Genomic DNA, 19,537 nt, shown 5'->3' with positions numbered 1-19,537 from the left:
GGCTCTTCATCATTAACGGGGGACATCCGCATTCATTAAACTGATTTTGCGAAGAATCATTTAATGGAGAGTACAGATGTCCCACGCAGGTACTATTTTAGGCATAAGTGAGTTAGAAATAGAACGTGTTCATCGACATGATTTTATTGAAGTGTGGGCAAAGCCCACTAAAAAGCCGTTATGCAAGCATTGTGAGAGTCAACATTTACGCATAAAAGCCACACATAAGCGTACTGTGAAGCACACGCGCCAAGGTAATCAGGTGCTAACGCTACATTTAAAGGTACCTAAGTATCATTGTCGATGCTGTGGTCGTTATTTCAGGCACCCTTTTGTTGGGATCCGGCCACGCTATCGAGCGTCGGAGTGCTTTCGCTTAGAAGTCTTTGAAGCGCACCACGGTGGTGTTACGCAGCGTGGTATCTCACGCACACATCGCATTAGTCCCACTACGGTAGAGCGTTGGTACCAATCACACATCAGCCAAAAATATAAAGAGATTATCAGTCGCCCCTGCCCAGAGATGCTGGGGATAGATGAACACTTTTTTACCCGTAAGAAGGGTTATGCGACGACGTTTGTAGATTTACGACATCGTAGTGTGTTTGATGTAAAACTGGGACGTTCTGAATTAAGTTTACGCTCGTACTTGCGCCACCTTCCCAATAAAGAAAACGTTAAGCTCATCGCGATAGACTTATCGGAAACCTATCGTGGTATTGCCAAACGCTATTTCCCTAATGCTGCGATAGTCGCTGACCGTTTTCATGTGGTGCGCTTGATAAACCATCACTTCTTAAAAGCGTGGCAGCAACACCACCCTGAAGGACGTAAGAATCGAGGTTTACTTAGTTTGATGCGACGACATCAATGGCATTTAAGCGAAGAGAAAAACAGCAATCTACAACGCTACTTAGCTGACTATCCGGTGTTAAAAACACTGTATGAGGTCAAACAGAAGCTCATCAGGTATATGCTGTTAAAGACTATGAATGAAAAACGAATGGAGAAGACATTACCGAGGTTCTTAGACTTGCTTGAACAGTTACATCACAGCCCACTTCGTGCACTGGCCAATACCTTAACTTCGTGGTTGCAACCTATCATCGCCATGTGGCGCTTTACACGAAACAACGGGATCACTGAAGGCTTCCACAACAAAATGGAAATGATATCAAGAAGAGCGTATGGTTTTAGAAACTTTGAAAACTATCGAATAAGAGTGATGACCCATTGTGGATGGGATGGTGTTATCAATCGTGTAAGGTGAATGCTGATCCCCCGTTTATGGGGTAGAGCCTTTTAAGTTCGTTAATACGTGGATATTTTTAGATACTGAATGGCTGTATGTCAAGCCAATCAAGGGGGAGAGAGAAGTTGGTCGGTGTGAGAGGATTTGAACCTCCGACCCCTGACACCCCATGACAGTGCGCTACCAGGCTGCGCTACACACCGACCGAAAGAGCGAGTAATACTACTCATATTTGTTCACAATGCAACGAGAATTAACAATAAGCCTGTTTAAGCGCTCAAATGCTAACCATCTTTGCTTATTTCTACGTCAAATCACATGGTTACCACTTTCTTAATACCACGCTTTATCAGGCTAGCGTTACGTAACACACCGCAGTGACTACTAAAGCCACCAGCACGTTTAGCATTATGCCTTCTCTCGCCATGGTTTTTATATCGAACTTTTCTGTCGAATATGCAATGGCGTTAGGTGCGGTTGCTACTGGCAACATGAAGGCACAACTTGCGCTTATGGCAGCGGGGATCATAAGTAGTTTGGGGTCTACGCCCACCGCAATACCAGCGGCGGCGAGGATTGGCATAAGCAAGGTAGAGGTTGCGGTATTAGAGGTAATTTCAGTAAGAAACGTAACAAACAAGCAAATACCAAGAACAAGTAGTAACACAGGTAAGGTGGCAAGACCGGTTAACCAAGAACCCATTAAAACGCTTAGGCCCGATGACATAAAGGCTTTGGCAATACAAATACCACCAGCGAACAACAGCAACATACCCCATGGAATATCATTCGCCGTTTTCCAATCAAGCAGCTTGTCGTTGTTGCCTTTTGCGTCTACCTCGCCATTGTCATTGCCGCTATTGGTAAAAAACATAGCCGCAACACCTGCTACAGCAATAGTGCTGTCGCTGATTGTAGTTACGCCAATCCAAGCTGTCCAAAAAGGTCTGAAAATCCACGCCAACGCTACGGTGCCAAATATAGCAAGCACACGCTTTTCGGCCTTCGTCCAAGTGCCTGGCACGGGCAAATCTATGTTGCCCACTTCTTTTATACCGCGCGCTAACCAGAAGGCCATGACAGGCACACCTAAAATTACAATTGGTACACCGGTTTTCATCCAGTCAAGAAAGCTGTATTCAATACCTTGAGTCTCTTCATACACGCTCATAAAGATTATGTTAGGTGGCGTTCCAATTGGTGTCCCTACCCCGCCCAAGCTTGCCGAATAGGCAATACCTAGAATGAGTGCCACCCCAAATCGCGGGTTATCTACAGCGTTGATAATAGCAATGGCCATAGGAAGCATCATAAGTACTGTGGCCGTATTGCTGATCCACATGCTCAATACGGCAGTGGTTAACATAAAACCCAACACCAGTTTAAGGGGGCTGCCGCTGCCCGTTATACGTAGCATGTAAATCGCAAATCGCTTGTGCAAGTTAGCGCGCTCCAGCCCTTTTGACAGCATAAAGGCAGCCATAAGTAGGATAATTACGTGACTTCCTAGCGCTGACGCAGCCTCGCTGTGAGACAACACGCCAAATAAGGGGAACAGTGCAAAAGGTAATAGTGAGGTAGCTGGAATGGGAAGCGCTTCGGTTACCCAAAGCACCGCTACAAATAACGTGATGGCAGCAGTAAAAATTATGTCGCTTGGCTGGTCAATAGCCCACAAGCCTAAGCCACTTAGGACGGAGGCAAACAACGCAAATAGGATAATGCTGTTCTTGCGTGTTGGCTTTCGTTGTTGAATTTCTGAAGAGGGTTCAGGGTTTGTGTGCATAGCGCTTCCCACTACTGATAGCTTTATTATAAGTACTCGGGCTTTAACCCTTGTTATCGCTTATCTATTTTCTATCAGTATTTAACGGGAAACGCACGAGGCTTTTCCAAAAAAATCTTGTTTTTTCAGGTTGTATTTCTTACTTGCTCTGGTCATCCGACGAGATGCGGCTTGCTACTGCGCCAGCTTGGCCTTTGTATTTAGCATCGACCCTTGCATTGTAAGGCTTTTCAGCTGGCGCCGATAACACCTCAAAACTCAGCGCTCCAATTTTCATTTTAGGGCGAAGCGCTAACGGCAGTTTACCGCTATTGTAAAATTCAAGTACGATATTGCCAGACCAACCCGGATCAATTCTATGCGCGGTAACGTGCACCATTAAACCTAACCGAGCAAGCGATGAGCGCCCGTCTAGCCAACCGACAATATTGTCTGGCAACGTGACTGATTCATGTGTTATTGCAAGTGCTAGTTCACCTGGGTGTAGAAAGAAGGCTTTACCCTCTTCTAACACAATTTCATCGCTCATCACGTGGTCCAGCGCTTCTTGAACTTGAATTTTTGGGCCACTCAAATCGATAAACGGTGCTTGGTGATCTTCAAACACTCGAAATTTGTTACCTAATCGGATATCCACCGTTACACCGCTAATCTGATCGTAGTCAGGTGTAGGGTCGATTTTAATTTTTCCATCTTGTAGATGTTGGTAGATATCGCGGTCGCACAAGCGCATGGTGTAATCCTCATTTCATTAGGCCGCTATTATGCGGATGTCACTGCTTGCATTCAACTGCTCAAAGGCTTGTTTTACTTGCTTTTGTGCAATTTTTAAAAAGTTTTAGCTAATTTTGAATTTACACCCCTCAATAGGCGCTCGTTCCTTCTGCATCTACTTCAAAAACTCGGCATTCATGACTAACCTTTTAATCTATGCCTTCCCTACTATACCTATCGGATCGCCTTTTATATGTTTTGCAGCCCCTTTTCGCGGCTCAACGGTCAAGGCTAGCTGCATAGACAGTGCTCGCGCTGCCTCACGGTAACTTTCACTTAAGGCACCATCAGGCGAGGCCAGTAACAAAGGCGTGCCGGCATCGCCATGTTCGCGGATATGAATATCAAGAGGTAGCTGCCCTAACAATGGCAATCCATGGCGTTCGGCCAGTGCCTCGCCACCGTCTTTTGAAAACACGTAGTCTTTGGTGCCGCAGGCTCTGCATTGGTAATAGCTCATGTTTTCGATAAGCCCTAGCACCGGCACGTTTACTTTCTCAAACATGCTTATGCCTTTTTGAGCATCCGCTAATGCTAAATCCTGCGGCGTAGTAACTACCACAGATGCAGTTAGCGGCACTTGCTGGGCCATAGTAAGTTGAATATCGCCGGTACCTGGCGGCATATCTACAATTAAGTAATCGAGTACAGGCCACAGCGTTTCATCTAATAACTGCTTGAGCGCTCGGCTTGCCATAGGGCCACGCCATACTGCTGCATCTTCCTGAGGAACTAAATAACCAATAGAGTTTGCCACCAGCCCATGTGCCATAAGTGGCTGCATGTGTTTGTTGTCTGCACTTTCAGGGTGTGCATCAGGGTTGCCCAACATAATGGGAATGGACGGCCCATAAATATCGGCATCTAGAATACCCACCTTTGCGCCTTCCTGCATAAGCGCAAATGCTAAATTGATACTCGTTGTGGACTTACCTACCCCACCTTTGCCCGAGGCTACCGCAATGATGTTTTTAATATTGGTAACCGGTGCTACTTCAGTTTCGCCACTTGCCACCATCTGTTTAAATGTGAGCTGGTCAGCATCGAGCTTCCCTTTTAGCTGCGTGAGCACTTCTTGCTTAAGGGTGTTTAATTGGGTAGCGATACAAAATGGCAAGGTAACAGTAACGCCCGCATCTTCTTTTTCTGGCTGACTAAAAGCACACCATGGCAAAGTATCGTCTTCATCTAATGAAAAATACTTGGCCAAAATAGCAGCAACTTTTTTAGTTAACGGCTCTGCTTTGCGAGAAAAGAACATAAAATGCCTTACTAGTAGTAGAATTGTGTGAATTACGTAATGCAAAAAACGCGGTTTTCCGCTAGTATTTGCAGCCATTTTGAAACGCAAAGAATCAATAACGTCATTATGTCAGAAAAACGCCGAATTCTGGTAACCAGTGCGTTGCCATACGCAAATGGCTCTATTCATTTAGGCCACTTGCTAGAACACATTCAAACCGACATCTGGACTCGTTTTCAGCGCCTTCGCGGAAACGAATGTTACAGTGTTTGCGCAGACGATGCACACGGTACGCCGGTTATGCTTAAAGCCCAGGAGCTTGGCATTACACCAGAAGAAATGGTGGCAAGAACCCGTGCTGAACATCACCAAGACCTTGTTGATTTTCACGTTAACTACGACAACTACTATGTAACCCATTCGCCAGAAAACAAGGCGCTGTGTGAAGAAATTTACACACGCTTAGATAACGCGGGCTACATCAGTAAGCGCACCATTAACCAGTTGTTCGACCCTGAGAAAGAAATGTTTCTTCCGGATCGTTTCGTTAAGGGTACGTGCCCAAGCTGCGGCGCAGAAGATCAAAACGGTGACAGCTGTGACGTATGTGGTGCAACTTACAGCCCAACTGAAGTGAAAAACCCGCGCAGCGTTGTATCTGGTGCGACACCAGTACTACGTGAGTCTGAGCACTTCTTCTTTGACCTACCAAAATTTGAAGGGATGCTTAAGGAGTGGATCCGCTCTGGTGCCCTTCAAGAAGAAATGGCAAACAAGCTACAAGAGTGGTTCACTGAAGGTCTTCAGCAGTGGGACATTAGCCGTGATGCGCCTTACTTTGGATTTGAAATTCCAGGTGCGCCTAACAAGTTCTTCTACGTATGGGTAGATGCGCCGGTTGGCTACATGGCGAGTTTCAAAAACTTCTGCGACCAGAACAACCTAGAGTTTGATGACTTCTGGAAGGCCGACTCTGAAGCAGAGCTTTACCACTTTATTGGTAAAGATATTACCTATTTCCACTGTCTGTTCTGGCCTGCCATGCTAGAAGGCGCGGGATACCGCAAACCAACTGGTGTAAACATTCACGGCTTCGTCACCGTGAACGGTGCGAAAATGTCAAAGTCGCGCGGTACTTTTATTAAAGGCCGTACTTACCTTGACCATCTTAATCCAGAATATCTGCGCTATTACTTTGCGTCTAAGTTAGGCGACGGTGTTACCGACATCGACCTAAACTTTACTGACTTTGCACAAAAAGTGAATTCAGACCTTGTAGGTAAAGTGGTTAACATAGCAAGCCGCTGTGCGAGCTTTATTACCAAGCGTTTCGACGGCAAATTATCTGACAACGTAATTGAGCCTGAATTGATTGCTGAGTTCCAAAACGCGTCTGAAAGTATTGCTGCCCTTTTCGAAAAGCGTAAGTATCACCAAGCTGTACGTGAAATTATGGCCCTTGCAGATAAAGCAAACCAGTTCATTGATAACAACGCACCTTGGGTAACCATTAAAGACGAAACCAAGCAGCAATTTACACACGATGTGTGCTCGCTCGGTATCAACATGTTCCGTCTGTTGGCTATTTACTTGAAGCCTGTACTGCCAGTACTTGCAGAAAAAGCAGAAACATTCCTAAACGACGAGTTTGATTGGAATTCATTGCAAACCCTATTAAAAGGTCACGCCATCAACAAGTTTAAGCCAATGATGCAGCGTGTAGAAATGGAGAAAATTGACGCCATGGTTGAAGATTCAAAAGAAAGCCTAGCGCCAGCAGCACCCGCTATCGACCCAGACAGCCCGCTAGCTAAAGATCCTATCAGCGAAACTATCTCGTTTGATGATTTCGCAAAGGTTGATTTGCGTATTGCACGTATCGCTAACGCTGAGCACGTAGAAAAAGCTGACAAGCTTCTGCGCTTAGAGCTAGATTTAGGCGGCGAAACTAAACAAGTTTTCGCTGGTATTAAGTCGGCTTACTCACCAGAAGCGCTTATCGGTAAGCACACGGTAATGGTAGCTAACTTAGCGCCACGCAAAATGCGCTTTGGTATGAGTGAGGGCATGGTATTAGCCGCAGGCCCTGGCGGCGACGAGCTATACATTCTTGAGCCGCACGAGGGTGCAAAGCCTGGTATGCGCGTTAAGTAAGGCACTTTAAGAAAAATATAGCGTTTGGGCTTCTCTCAAGAGCGCCCTTGCCCATCCATTCATAAAAGCCACGACAGTTTCAAATGTCGTGGCTTTTTTATTTTGTGCTTTTTCACTTCGTCACTTCGTTTGTTTTGTCGACTGCTCGCTCCTCACAATCTGAGGAAAAATGCTCGGTAATCTTAGCGACGTGAGTGATTTAAGGTAGAGGCTCTCACACTGGCGCCTACCGCAGAAAAGCTGGGTTTTAAGTTCCGCTTGGGTTTGATTGCCGTCATAGGAATAACCCGCTTCTTCGCTAAAATCACATAAACCGCGCTGCACCAAGGTAAATAAGACGCTAAATACTCTTGAAGCTTAACCGCCCCCTTCCACCGTTGCTGAAAAAAGAGCGTTGAAAACAATACTTGGCGCTGTTCTACTATTTCAAAGCCAAGTAGCTGTAACCAGTCTTTAATTCGGTATGAAGTGAAAAAGCGCGCATCGTGAAGTACGTTGCCACGCTTTACCGGTAAGTACTTAGCAATGCCTGCCAAGCTCAGTGGATTAAAGCCACTTATAATAACGTACCCGTTTTGCGTAATAACGCGGTCTACTTCTCTTAAGATTTCGTGGGGGTCTTGTGCGAAATCTAATTCATTAGCCAATAGAAAGCCATCAATGCTGTTTTCCGAGAAAGGCAGTCGATGTGACTGCCCCACTATTGTGTTACCTCTACTTTTCTTTACGTCACCATATTCGCAGTCTTTAAATGCGTGGCTCGACGCTTTACTTTCACATGTGTTTGTATCCGCCCCATTAAGCTCACACTGTCCGCTTAGCTCGCTGTCGAATGGAACATGGTTAATATGATGCCGTATTGGGCTGCTATCTAGGTTAATTTCGGCGCTAAGCGTACCTAATTTTGCAAAGTGATAGCCAAAAATGCGCTCTGCATAATCGCTGCATACGGTGTTGACCGCAGTACGTATATGTTCGCCAGCGGGAAAATCTCCCCAATTTGTGGGGTAGCGAGGTGGTTTGGCTTTAAACGCCGATTTCATTATCACTGCGCGCTCTTTGGTTGCTCTGCTGTCCACAAGCCCCTATAGTAACGCATAATTCTACCTACACAAGCAGGTACAAAAATGACGTCAGAAACATTTCCTTCAAACATAGCCGTTCACCCTATTCCCGCATTCACTGATAACTATATTTGGTGCCTACACGATGATGTTAGTGCTATTGTTGTCGATCCGGGTGATGCCGAGCCAGTGTTAGCTTTTATCAAAGCAAAGGGATTAACGCTTAGCGCCGTACTTATAACGCATCACCACAGAGATCACACAGGTGGTATTGCAAAGTTGGCATCGGCTGTACCCGACCTTCCTGTAATTGGTCCGCGAGGTAATCATATACGCGGCATCACCAAGTCGGTGTCTCAGGGAGATACGGTATCGCTTCCTGTTCTGAAGTTGTCACTGCAGGTAATGGAAGTTCCTGGACACACTCTTGACCATATCGCGTTCTTTGGACATGGCGCTTTGTTTTGTGGCGACACCTTGTTTTCTGCTGGTTGTGGGCGATTATTTGAAGGCTCACCGGAGCAAATGCATCACTCGCTTAACAAGCTCAAGCGCCTGCCCGATAGCACAAAAGTTTACTGTACCCATGAGTACACCCAGGCGAACGTTAAGTTTGCGCTAGCAGTTGAGCCCGACAATATAGCGCTGAATGAGTATGCAGATTGGGTAGCTTCTATGCGTGAACAAAACCTACCCACGCTGCCAAGTACCCTTAAAGAGCAGAAAAATATAAACCCATTTTTACGCGCCCATGAACTTTCTGTAAAAACTGCTGCCGAAGCGTATTGCGAAAATAACCTAGCCGACGATGTGGCAGTCTTTGCTGTAGTTCGCCGCTGGAAAGATGAGTTTTGATGCATTATTAAGCCGTTTATCGTAATATTGACGGTTTGCAGTGCTCCAAGAGGTTTCTTCATATATGCAGTTGAAGTTTTTCCCTCTATCGCCCTTGATATTGGCGATAGGTTTAACGGGTTGTCAGTTAACCGATAATAATAACGACAATGCGCAGATAGAAAATAACGAAAGCGCTTCTTTGGAAGCCTGTAGTGAAATTCATAATACCGAAGAAGCCGTCGCAGATTGTGAGATTGCACGGGACGGCGTTATCGACGTTGTTCACCCGAACGACCAAACCCTAGAAGAAGGCGCGGAAACCACCGATACACCTGATGTACATACACAGGCGGTAATTACGGATGTGTGGGCGCGAGCTAGCGCCAAGTTTGCGCTTGAAATTCCAGATGACCGAAGAGTTAGTTCCCAACGAAAGTGGTACTTAAAACACCCCGAGTATATGGCGCGTGTTGTTAAACGGGCAAAGCCTTTTCTTTATTACATTGTTGAAGAAATTGAAAAGCGCGATATGCCTATGGAGCTTGTTCTTTTGCCAATTGTAGAGAGTGCTTTTGACCCCTTCGCCTATTCTCACGGACGTGCTGCGGGAATGTGGCAGTTCATTCCCGGCACGGGGAAACGCTTCGGCATGCCGCAAAACTGGTGGTATGACGGGCGCCGTGACGTAGTTGCGTCAACCCAAGGTGCGCTTGATTACCTTACCTATTTAAATGAAATGTTTGATGGAAACTGGCTGCACGCGCTTGCCGCGTACAATAGTGGCGAAGGCCGAGTACAAAGAGCAATTAAAGCGAATCAGCGAGCGGGGAAACCCACTGACTTTTGGAATTTAGACTTGCCGAAAGAAACTCGCGCCTACGTACCAAAGCTTCTCGCATTGGCGGATATTCTCAAAAATAAAGATGAGTACGCTTACTCTTGGCCGGAAATTGAAAATGTGGCGGTTATCGAAGTCGTCGATATAGGCTCACAAGTCGATTTAGCCTTCGCAGCCGAGCTCGCAGGCATGTCGCTAAAAGAGCTGCACGGATTAAACCCAGGCTTCAACCGCTGGGCAACCTCTCCGGATGGCCCTCACAGGTTGGTCCTGCCCATCGGAAAGGCGGCGGCGTTTTCTCAGGCCCTTGCCAATATTGATCAAAAGGAGCGGTTAAACTGGGTGCGACATTCCGTTAAGCCCGGCGATAGCTTAAGCAAAATTGCCAAGCAGTACCACACTACGGTAAAGGTACTAAAACGAATCAATGAGCTGGATTCATCTATGATCCGCGTGGGTCAAGCTATTATGGTACCTGTCGCGCTTCAAGAGCTAGACAGCTATACCTTGTCGCAGGAAGAACGTCTTGCAAGCTTGCAAAATAGCCAAAGTTCTAAGCAGAAAGTTAGTCACACAGTGAAATCGGGTGATACGCTTTGGGATATTGCGCGTAAGTACAAGATAAGCACCAAGCAGCTTGCAAAATGGAACGGCATGGCTCCTGGCGATATGCTGCATCCGGGCAAAACACTGGTTGTATGGCAAGAAGGCAGCGCAAAAACTGGGGTTACTAAAACACTCACCTATACAGTGAGAAACGGAGATTCTCTCTCTCGTATTGCCAGTAAGTTCAATGTTAAAGTAAGCGACATAGGCAAGTGGAATTCGCTTAATACTAAACGCTATTTACAGCCAGGTCAGCGTCTTAAACTTCACGTGGATGTAACAAGGTTAAGCGCCTCGGGTTGATGACAGTTTAGAAAGACTATACAGGATACGGAAATGCTAAGAATTAACCGAGAAAATTTGCGAAACAGTCACGAAACGCCTTGGTTAATTTTAGACTTAGTCATGCTGGGTATACTTTTCATAAACCTGGCATGGCTCATTTTTGATGCGCTGTATGCCACAGACTTCGTTTATGGCCTCTTAGGTACTTATTTCCCTGCATTTCTGAGCACTTACGACCCTATACACAACAATTTTTTACTGGTCGACCTAGTTTTCATCGCCATATTTTTCACCGAATTCTGCTTTCGCTGGATTGTTGCTATTGTTCGAAAAGAACACTTACGCTGGTATTTCTTCCCTTTTTTACACTGGTACGACATTGTCGGCTTGATACCAACCGGCCCCACTCGCCTGTTTCGTTTCTTGCGCATATTCTCAATACTACATCGCTTGCACAAGTTCGAAATTATCGACTTAAATCAAACCGCGGTCTTCCGCTTTTTTGCGTTCTACTACGATGTATTTGTTGAGGAACTGAGCGACAGAATTGTGGTTAAAGTATTAAGCGATGCACAGAAAGATATTTCGGCAGGTTCGCCATTATTAGACGATATCAACGCACAGGTGCTTGCTCCCCGTCGCCCGGTAATTACTCAGTGGATGGCAGGTGTAATCAACCATTTAGGCCAGTCTATTCAAAGCGAAGAACACGGCGAGGTAATTCGAGAGCACGTGAGAAAAAGCGTGGGTAAAGCAGTAAGAAGTAATGCACAAGTTTCCTCTCTCCACTACCTGCCAGTTATTGGTAGAGCTATCGAAAATACCTTGGAGGAATCGGTAACGGATATTGTTACCACATCGCTGGTAAACCTGTTAAGCGACCTAGACGCAGAGCGCATCGACCATTTCATTTCAGTAGGTATGCACGACTATACCCCTACCGCCGATGCACTTGATAAAGAAGTACTTAACGTTGTAAATGAATGCTTAGAATTAGTGAAGGCACACGTTGCACAGCAGCGGTGGAAGTCACATTTAACGGAAAAAGAATCGGCAATACCCACTGGCAAGCCCGAAATTTAAGTGATGATGTGAATCGATGGATAAATGGCGACAATAGCTGTTAAGACTGATAAGGCGTACGTACTATTTTTCAGTAGTTGACAGAATGATACTCGTCTCACTATTTAGCACACCTTTAATGCCGCGTACTTCTTTTAAAATGCTATCTAAGTGCGCGAGACTCTCGGCGGTTATAACAATAAGTAAATCCCAGTTGCCGTTTGTAGTATGAAACCTTTCAACACCGTTTACTTGCCTTAGTTTAATGATTAGCTGCGTTGTACTGAGTCCCTCAAGCTCAACTGACATTAATGCTTTAATTTTGTCTGGTTGCAGTTGCTCATTAACGCGAATAGTGAAGCCGTCGATCACGCCTGAGTTTACTAACCGGTCGATACGTTTTTGTACTGTATTTCGCGATAATGAGAGGACTTCAGCAAGCACGGTAACAGGCGTTCGCGCATCACGCTTCAATATGTCGAGAAGCTCGCGATCTTTTGCATCTAAATCAACATACATACCCATTTACTCTACAGACATTCAAACCGCCAAGTCATTAATCAATTCTCGCCGCCTTGTTTGCAAACATGCATTATGACAAATAAGTTGAGCATTATGCTTTAAATAAATTACAACTTGCAACACCTTGAGCATGGTTAAGTGAATTAGCCAGAGAATAAAATACACGCTCTTTTCAGTGGAAATAACTTAGCTAAGGTCTGTAGGACGTTATATGCAAGCCAGTCACATCTCAAACACAAGCCTAACTACACCAAATACAGTTTTAATGGTGCGCCCCAGTCGCTTTCGACCTAACGAACAAACAGCCAAAGACAATAGCTTTCAGAAGTCCTTCGCAATGAGCCAAGTTGCGATGAAAGAGATGTCTGAAAGTGCTAGTAATGAATTTGACGAAATGGTTCGCACTTTGCAAAAAAACGGAGTTACCGTAGAGGTCTTTAACACCGAAAATGAAGATACTCCCGATGCCGTATTTCCAAACAACTGGTTAAGTACACATACCAACGGTTTGCTTGTCACCTACCCTATGTACTGCGAAAACCGCAGAAATGAAAGACGAGATGACATAGTCAGCTATCTGCAAAAACACTATGACGTAGCGCAAACAACGGATTTGTCATATCTAGAAAAAGACAACCTGATTGTGGAAGGAACAGGGGCCATGGTAATCGACCATGAAAGCAAGTTAGCCTATGTTTGCCTTTCTCAACGAGCCAACAAAAAAGCTGTAACAGCGGCGTGCAAATTACTTGGTTTAACACCTGTATTTTTTAGCGCCTTTGACGCCAACGGTACAGCCGTTTATCACACTAATGTGATGATGAGTGTGGGTAGCGACTTCGCCATTGTTGCGACTAGCATGATTAAAGACTGCGACAGGCCTTTGGTGCTATCAACACTTAAGGAATCCGGTAAAACTGTAATAGAAATTAACGAAGCGCAAGTAAATGCATTTGCTGGAAACTGCCTTGAGCTATTGAATAACCGCGGAAAACGTTTATTACTCATATCACAAACCGCTTTTAATTCATTAGATGAAACGCAGCTAGCTTTGCTCCCCAACGATCTTACTTTGCTTCCTATCACTGTTCCCACTATTGAAATGGGCGGTGGTTCCGTACGCTGTATGGTGGCTGGTATACACCTTCAACGCAAGGTAGTTGATAGCAAAGTAAACGAGACAAGTAGACCAAGTCCACAGACACGTATTAGGTTGGTAAAAGAAGGTGATTTGGAGGGCTTACTTGCACTAGCACAAGCTGCTTCACCGGGCATGACCACATTCCCACCCGACAGATTAACACTTAACACCAAGCTAAAACGCTCAATAAACGAAGAGCAAAAACTGTATAAAAAAGAACGACCTGATTATTTGTTATTCGTTTTGGAGGATATTCATTCTGGTGAGCTTGTTGGTACATCTGCCATTTTTGGTGAGTTGGGAAAAGATGATAGTTTTTATAGTTATAAACGAGAAAAAGTAACACAGCGCAACAACGCGCTTGGTGTACAATACACCCACGATGTGCTGCATCTTAGTCATCATTTTGAAGGCTATGCAGAGGTGGCTTCGCTTTTCCTTCTACCCCAATACCGAAAAGACTTTAACGGCAAGCTACTGACTAAAGTACGGTATTTATTCATGGGCTTGCATCAAAATGTTTTTCCTAAAAACGTAATGGCCGATTTGCGAGGGTACGTTGACGAAGAAGGTCGTTCCCCTTTTTGGAACGCTTTAGGTAGCCATTTCTTTCCTATGACTTATGCCGAAGCAGATTTATACGGCGCCGTTAACGGTAATCAATTCATTGCCGATTTGATGCCTAAGCTCCCCTTGTACGTGAACATGCTACCTGACGATGCTCAACACGCCATTGGAAAGCCTCACAATGATGGTCGACCTGCCATGGCATTACTGGAAAAAGAAGGGTTTAAGTTTACTAACTACATCGACATTTTTGACGGTGCGCCAAGTATGGAAGCCGAAGTAGCAACGCTTAAAACTGTTCAAACGACGAAACAAATGAATGTAGAAATCGTTCAAAATGTTACAGAAGGCAGGTTAATGCTTGTAGCAACTCTTAACCAACCGTTTTATGCCATGATGGCCAAAGTGAGTGAGCAAGGCGAAATTGCCGTTATCTCTCAACAAACAGCACAAGCGCTAAACCTAAGTTCTGGAGATACAATTTTACTTTCTGATATTTAAGCCTACTACGGTAAGCTAATTATATAAGCCATTGCCTTTCCCCTTAACAAACAAGAAAACCCGCATATTGCGGGCTTTCCTACTGTCAAATAGCACGGCTGCTAATTAGGCTTTACGCCACGTTGTACCGCTTGGGCCATCTTCTAGCACTACGCCTTTAGCGTTTAATGCATCGCGTGCTGCATCTGCGGCTGCCCAGTCTTTCGAAGCACGGGCGTCGTTACGTTGTTTAATTAACGCTTCAATTTCAGCCGCTTCGTCATCATTGCCCTCACCACCTTTAAGATAGGTGTCTGGGTCGCTTTGAAGCATGCCCAAAATTGCGCCTAAGCCTTTTAGAACCGCTGCCAGTTTACCCGCTTCTTCGGCGTTGCCCTTTTGGCGGTTTAGCTCACGGGCCACATCAAACAACACTGAAAAGGCTTCAGGCACGTTTAAATCGTCGTTCATAGCCGCTTCAAAACGCGCTAAGTAACCGCCGTAGCTAAGGTCAGTGCTTTCGTCTACTTCAACACCACGAAGCGCTGTATACAAACGCTCCAGGGCCGCTTTTGCTTGGGTGATGTTGTCTTGTGAGTAACTTAACTGACTGCGATAATGCGCCGACATTAAGAAGAAACGCAAGGTTTCTGAATCGTGCTCTTTAAGCACATCGCGCAAGGTGAAGAAGTTGCCTAATGACTTAGACATCTTTTCATCATTAACCTGTACCATCCCCGCGTGCATCCACACGTTTACATAAGGCGTGTCATATGCGCAGCACGACTGAGCCACCTCATTTTCATGGTGTGGGAAAGTTAAATCTGAACCACCGCCATGAATATCAAAGTGCGCGCCGAGGTGCTTGTGGTTCATGGCTGAACACTCAATGTGCCAACCTGGGCGACCGTCGCCCCATGGCGATTGCCATGCTGGCTCACCTGGCTTAGTGGTTTTCCACAATACAAAATCTAGCGGGTCGTCTTTTCCTGCCGCTACTTCAACACGGGCACCTGCTTTAAGTTGATCTAGGTCTTGCTTGCTCAACTTGCCGTAATCTTCATACTTGCTTACGTCAAATAGCACATCGCCGCTTGCCGCTTGATAAGCATAGCCTTTGTCCATCAGGCGCTGAATAATTTCGATGATCTCGTCCATGTGGCCGCTTACTGTCGGCTCCACATCTGGCTCAAGTAAATTAATTGCCGCAAAGTCTTCATGCATCATGGCGATAGTGCGTGCAGTTAGCGCCTGAAAGCTTTCACCATTTTCATTGGCGCGAGCAATAATTTTATCGTCAATATCTGTAATGTTACGTACATACTTCACATCTAAACCAAGGTGGCGCATGTAGCGTACTAAGATATCGAAACTTAGGTAGGTACGGGCGTGACCCATATGACTGAGGTCATAAACGGTAATACCACACACATACAAACCCACTTTCCCTTCTTGAAGCGGAACAAACTTCGCTTTTTCACGGGTTCGGGTATTGTAAAGATGTAGCATGTCTATATTTCCTATTTGTCATAATTTTTGGGCCGCAAAGTTTAGCACCGTCATCATTTAAATGGTACAAGGCTTTTGCGTTGGTGCACTATTTTGCGCTACTGCCCTGTTTTGCGCTAAAATCCGCGCACTCATTTTATATGCTAACACACAGGACAACCCACAATGGTTACGTTAAAAACAAATTTCGGTGACATCACCCTTGATCTTTTTGAAGATAAAGCGCCTAAAACCGTAGCGAATTTCCTTTCTTACGTTGAAGACGGCTTTTTCGATAACACTATTTTTCACCGTGTAATTAACAATTTCATGATCCAAGGTGGTGGTTTTACGCCAGATATGGACCAGAAAGACACCAAAGATCCTATCGAAAACGAAGCCGATAATGGTGTAGCCAATGAAGTTGGTACTATCGCAATGGCGCGTACGCAAGATCCACACTCTGCTACCGCACAGTTTTTTATTAACGTAAACAACAACGACTTCCTTAACCACTCTGGCAAATCTGTTAACGGTTGGGGCTACTGTGCTTTTGGTAAAGTTGTAGAAGGCATGGACGTAGTAGAGAAGATCAAAGCGGTAAAGACAGGCAACCACGGCTATCACCAGGATGTACCTGTAGAACCAGTTATCATTGAAAAAGCAGTTATTGCTTAAACAACTGATTTTATAACAGCCAGAACAATGGCTTGGCCGGCGCAATTGTCGAAACATGTTCACGGCCTTCAGTTAAGTGCAAGCCGCGTTAATGTAACGCGGCTTTTTAAACCATATTAAGAAGATCTATGTCGTTCACCTACTTCATTGCCGATTTACATTTGAGTGCAGACCGTCCGGATATTACTGACTGTTTGATGCGCTTTTTACAACAAGACGCGATTAATGCCGATGCACTTTACGTACTTGGCGATTTGTTTGAAGTGTGGATTGGTGACGACAACGTAACCCCCTTTAACACCGCTATAGCATCAGCTTTTAAAGCGGTGAGCGAGCACTGCCCTGTTTACTTTATACACGGCAACCGCGACTTTGCTATTCGAGATAAATGGTTGTCTAAAGCGGGCATGACGTTGCTAAACGAACAGGAAGTTGTCGATTTATATGGCACACCGACGCTACTTACTCACGGAGACGAGTTATGCACTCGTGACGTTGCCTACCAAAAGTTTCGCAGGAAATCACGTGGCTGGTGGTGGCCTAGGTTAATGCTGGCCCTGCCCTTGTGGTATCGACAGCGTGTAGCAGATAACGGCCGTGCCGAAAGTAAAGAAAAGCAACAGAACCTAAAGCCTGAGATTATGGATGTAACGCCAGAAGAAGTGGTTAAGGTGATGGAAAAGTGGGGCGTACAGCGCATGATCCATGGTCATACGCACAGACCAAACATTCATAGCCTCAAAGCGAATGGAAAATCAGCGACGCGCATTGTTCTTGGCGATTGGTATGACCAAGGCAGTGTGTTGAAGGTTACCGCCTCCGAAGCTATGTTACAACATCACAACTTTAAGTAAGGAAATCTGACACTTACTCGTGGTCTTACCACTTTTTTTATTACCATTAATAAAATTTTAATGTGTGCAATTCCTTACCGCTAACTCACTATAAAACGTGAGCTTTATCAAATTTACGACGACCGTAAAATTCCCTCGATAATACAGTTTTGTGACATTTATGACAGTTCAGCAATATAAGTGTCAAAGAATTGTCACCTTTTCTCCATACGCTCTCCGTGATTTAACGATTCACTCCCCATGCAAGGAATAATGATGGGTAGTGATGAGATGTCTAGACAACACCACAACCAATACAAACAATACGTTTAGGAAAAAATCATGAATCGTACCTGGAAAGTGGCATGCACCGCAGTCGCTCTAGCGGTTTCTGCTAGTCTTCACGCGGCAGTGTTACCAGAGCATCAATCAAACAGCGCTTGGTTTACTGACGCTCAAGCCAAACTATCTACAAAGCTCCAAACAAACAATCAGTTTAAAGCGAAGAATGTTATTTTATTCGTTGGCGATGGAATGGGTATTTCTACCCTTACCTCAGCACGAATTCATAAGGGGCAGTTAGCAGGCAACCCTGGTGAAGAAGGTTACTTAAGTTTTGAAAGCTTTCCTCATACAGCGTTAGTTAAAACATACAACGTAGATGCGCAAACTCCGGATTCTGCAGGCACTATGACAGCGATGATGTCAGGACTTAAAACTGACGTGGGTGTAATTGGTGTTGATGAAGACATCGAACGCGGTAACTGTTCAACTGTTGCTGGCAACGAAGTTATTACCGCGCTAGAACTTGCCGAAATTAAAGGCCTTTCAACAGGTATTATTTCTACTGCTCGTATCACCCATGCGACCCCTGCGGCAACCTACGCAAAGTCAGCAGATCGTAACTGGGAAGACATTTCCGATATGCCAGAAGCTGCTGTAACTGCTGGCTGTAGTGACATTGCTGACCAGCTCGTCAATTTTGAAACGTATTTAGAAGCACGCTACACTGGTGTTGATGTTGACGGCATCGATGTCGCTATGGGCGGTGGTCGCCGTCATTTCTTGCCAAAAGACGCCGCATTCAATAGCCCTGATGCAGTGAGCGATGTTGAAGGCGATAGAACCGACGAACGCGACCTTACAGCTGAATGGCAGACCATGTACGAAAATGGTGTATACGTTTATGACCAAGCAGGTTTCGACGCGATAGACACTGAAAGTGTTGAACGTGTATTTGGTCTTTTCAACGAGTCGCACATGCAATACGAAGCAGACCGCGGAAACGACATTGCGGGCGAACCATCAATTGCAGAGATGACGGAAACGGCAATCAATATTCTTGATAACAACGAGAACGGCTTTTTCTTAATGGTTGAATCAGGTCGTATTGACCACGCTCACCACGCAGGTAATGCAGCAGGCGCATTAACCGACACCTTAGCATTTGAAGAAGCGGTAATGGCTGCGGTTGAAAATACCGACCCGTCAGAGACACTTATTCTTGTAACTGCCGACCATGGTCACGTGTTTACCATTGCTGGCTATCCAAAGCGCGGTAATCCAATTCTTGGCAAGGTAGTGAACGTGGGCTCTGATGATGCGGCAACAGCGGCAGACGGCACACCCTATACCACCCTTGGCTATACCAATGGTCTAGGTTTCCGCAACCTAGGTGATGAAACGGATTCTGATGCCACGTATGCACTGGAAAACGCAGCAGGCCGCGTTGATATCACTAATATCGACACAACAACGCCTGGCTATCACCAAGAAGCACTTATTCCACTTAGTTCAGAGACACACTCTGGAGAAGACATTGCACTGCATGCCAAAGGACCTGGAAGCCAGCTTGCGCAAGGCGTAATAGAGCAAAACGTTGTTTTCCACTTGATCAATCAAGCGCTTGGCCTTGTAAACGAGTAAG

15 protein-coding genes and 1 tRNA gene are annotated in these 19,537 nt (G+C 45.4%); 9 read left to right on the top strand and 7 right to left on the bottom strand.

All coding sequences use genetic code 11. From position 1 onward, the window contains the following. Positions 1-76: 76 nt before the first annotated feature. A complete protein-coding gene (locus C6Y39_RS00765; RefSeq protein WP_105929417.1) occupies positions 77-1,270 on the top strand; it encodes an ISL3 family transposase in 1,194 nt (397 codons plus the stop codon). Positions 1,271-1,378: 108 nt separating this feature from the next. Here C6Y39_RS00765 and C6Y39_RS00760 read toward each other — a convergent pair. The 4 genes from C6Y39_RS00760 to apbC form a co-directional block, all read right to left on the bottom strand. After that, positions 1,379-1,455, bottom strand: a tRNA-Pro gene (locus C6Y39_RS00760). A gap of 146 nt (positions 1,456-1,601) precedes the next feature. Continuing rightward, the gene (locus tag C6Y39_RS00755; protein WP_105929429.1) at positions 1,602-3,038 is read right to left on the bottom strand and encodes an SLC13 family permease; all 1,437 of its coding nucleotides are present in this window, start codon (positions 3,036-3,038) and stop codon (positions 1,602-1,604) included. 139 nt (positions 3,039-3,177) lie between these two features. Then, positions 3,178-3,771 carry a dCTP deaminase gene (dcd, locus tag C6Y39_RS00750; RefSeq protein ID WP_105929416.1) on the bottom strand — a complete coding sequence of 198 codons (594 nt, stop codon included), beginning with the start codon at positions 3,769-3,771 and terminating at the stop codon, positions 3,178-3,180. 195 nt (positions 3,772-3,966) lie between these two features. Next, positions 3,967-5,073: an iron-sulfur cluster carrier protein ApbC gene (gene apbC / locus C6Y39_RS00745; protein WP_105929415.1), complete on the bottom strand. Its 1,107-nt coding sequence runs from the start codon at positions 5,071-5,073 to the stop codon at positions 3,967-3,969. A gap of 108 nt (positions 5,074-5,181) precedes the next feature. Between apbC and metG the strand changes: the two genes are divergently transcribed. Continuing rightward, the gene (metG, locus tag C6Y39_RS00740) at positions 5,182-7,209 is read left to right on the top strand and encodes a methionine--tRNA ligase (RefSeq protein WP_105929414.1); all 2,028 of its coding nucleotides are present in this window, start codon (positions 5,182-5,184) and stop codon (positions 7,207-7,209) included. Between the two features lie 182 nt (positions 7,210-7,391). Here metG and C6Y39_RS00735 read toward each other — a convergent pair whose 3' ends face one another. Continuing rightward, complete coding sequence (locus C6Y39_RS00735) at positions 7,392-8,252, bottom strand: class I SAM-dependent methyltransferase (RefSeq protein ID WP_105929428.1); 861 nt, start codon at positions 8,250-8,252, stop codon at positions 7,392-7,394. Between the two features lie 84 nt (positions 8,253-8,336). Here C6Y39_RS00735 and gloB point away from each other — a divergent pair, with 84 nt between their 5' ends. The 3 genes from gloB to C6Y39_RS00720 all read left to right on the top strand — a co-directional run bounded on the left by gloB (position 8,337) and on the right by C6Y39_RS00720 (position 11,922). Then, entirely contained in the window at positions 8,337-9,128 is a 792-nt protein-coding gene (gene gloB / locus C6Y39_RS00730; protein ID WP_105929413.1) for a hydroxyacylglutathione hydrolase, read from the top strand. Between the two features lie 64 nt (positions 9,129-9,192). Continuing rightward, entirely contained in the window at positions 9,193-10,857 is a 1,665-nt protein-coding gene (locus C6Y39_RS00725; RefSeq protein WP_105929412.1) for a lytic transglycosylase, read from the top strand. Between the two features lie 33 nt (positions 10,858-10,890). Then, positions 10,891-11,922 carry a hypothetical protein gene (locus C6Y39_RS00720; protein ID WP_105929411.1) on the top strand — a complete coding sequence of 344 codons (1,032 nt, stop codon included), beginning with the start codon at positions 10,891-10,893 and terminating at the stop codon, positions 11,920-11,922. Positions 11,923-11,985: 63 nt separating this feature from the next. Here the strand turns inward: C6Y39_RS00720 and C6Y39_RS00715 are convergent, their stop codons facing one another. Next, positions 11,986-12,426, bottom strand: coding sequence for an Lrp/AsnC family transcriptional regulator (locus tag C6Y39_RS00715; RefSeq protein ID WP_240618776.1), 441 nt, complete (start codon positions 12,424-12,426; stop codon positions 11,986-11,988). A 208-nt stretch (positions 12,427-12,634) separates the two neighbouring features. On the opposite strand from C6Y39_RS00715, the gene ctlX reads away from it, so the two are divergent. Continuing rightward, positions 12,635-14,632: a citrulline utilization hydrolase CtlX gene (gene ctlX, locus C6Y39_RS00710; protein WP_105929410.1), complete on the top strand. Its 1,998-nt coding sequence runs from the start codon at positions 12,635-12,637 to the stop codon at positions 14,630-14,632. 105 nt (positions 14,633-14,737) lie between these two features. Here the strand turns inward: ctlX and cysS are convergent, their stop codons facing one another. Next, the gene (gene cysS / locus C6Y39_RS00705) at positions 14,738-16,120 is read right to left on the bottom strand and encodes a cysteine--tRNA ligase (protein ID WP_105929409.1); all 1,383 of its coding nucleotides are present in this window, start codon (positions 16,118-16,120) and stop codon (positions 14,738-14,740) included. A 165-nt stretch (positions 16,121-16,285) separates the two neighbouring features. Here cysS and C6Y39_RS00700 point away from each other — a divergent pair, with 165 nt between their 5' ends. The 3 genes from C6Y39_RS00700 (at position 16,286) to C6Y39_RS00690 (ending at position 19,536) form a co-directional block, all read left to right on the top strand. Continuing rightward, entirely contained in the window at positions 16,286-16,777 is a 492-nt protein-coding gene (locus C6Y39_RS00700) for a peptidylprolyl isomerase (protein WP_105929408.1), read from the top strand. 128 nt (positions 16,778-16,905) lie between these two features. Continuing rightward, complete coding sequence (gene lpxH / locus C6Y39_RS00695; protein ID WP_105929407.1) at positions 16,906-17,631, top strand: UDP-2,3-diacylglucosamine diphosphatase; 726 nt, start codon at positions 16,906-16,908, stop codon at positions 17,629-17,631. Positions 17,632-17,952: 321 nt separating this feature from the next. After that, positions 17,953-19,536 (top strand): alkaline phosphatase, encoded by a 1,584-nt coding sequence (locus C6Y39_RS00690; RefSeq protein WP_105929406.1) that lies wholly within the window; start codon positions 17,953-17,955, stop codon positions 19,534-19,536. The last annotated feature ends 1 nt before the right edge of the window (position 19,537 follow it).

The sequence above is a fragment of the Alteromonas gracilis genome (assembly GCF_002993325.1).
Lineage (GTDB): Bacteria > Pseudomonadota > Gammaproteobacteria > Enterobacterales > Alteromonadaceae > Alteromonas > Alteromonas gracilis.
The sequence above is the reverse complement of the archived record's forward strand: the minus strand, read 5'-3'. Positions and strand labels throughout refer to the sequence as shown.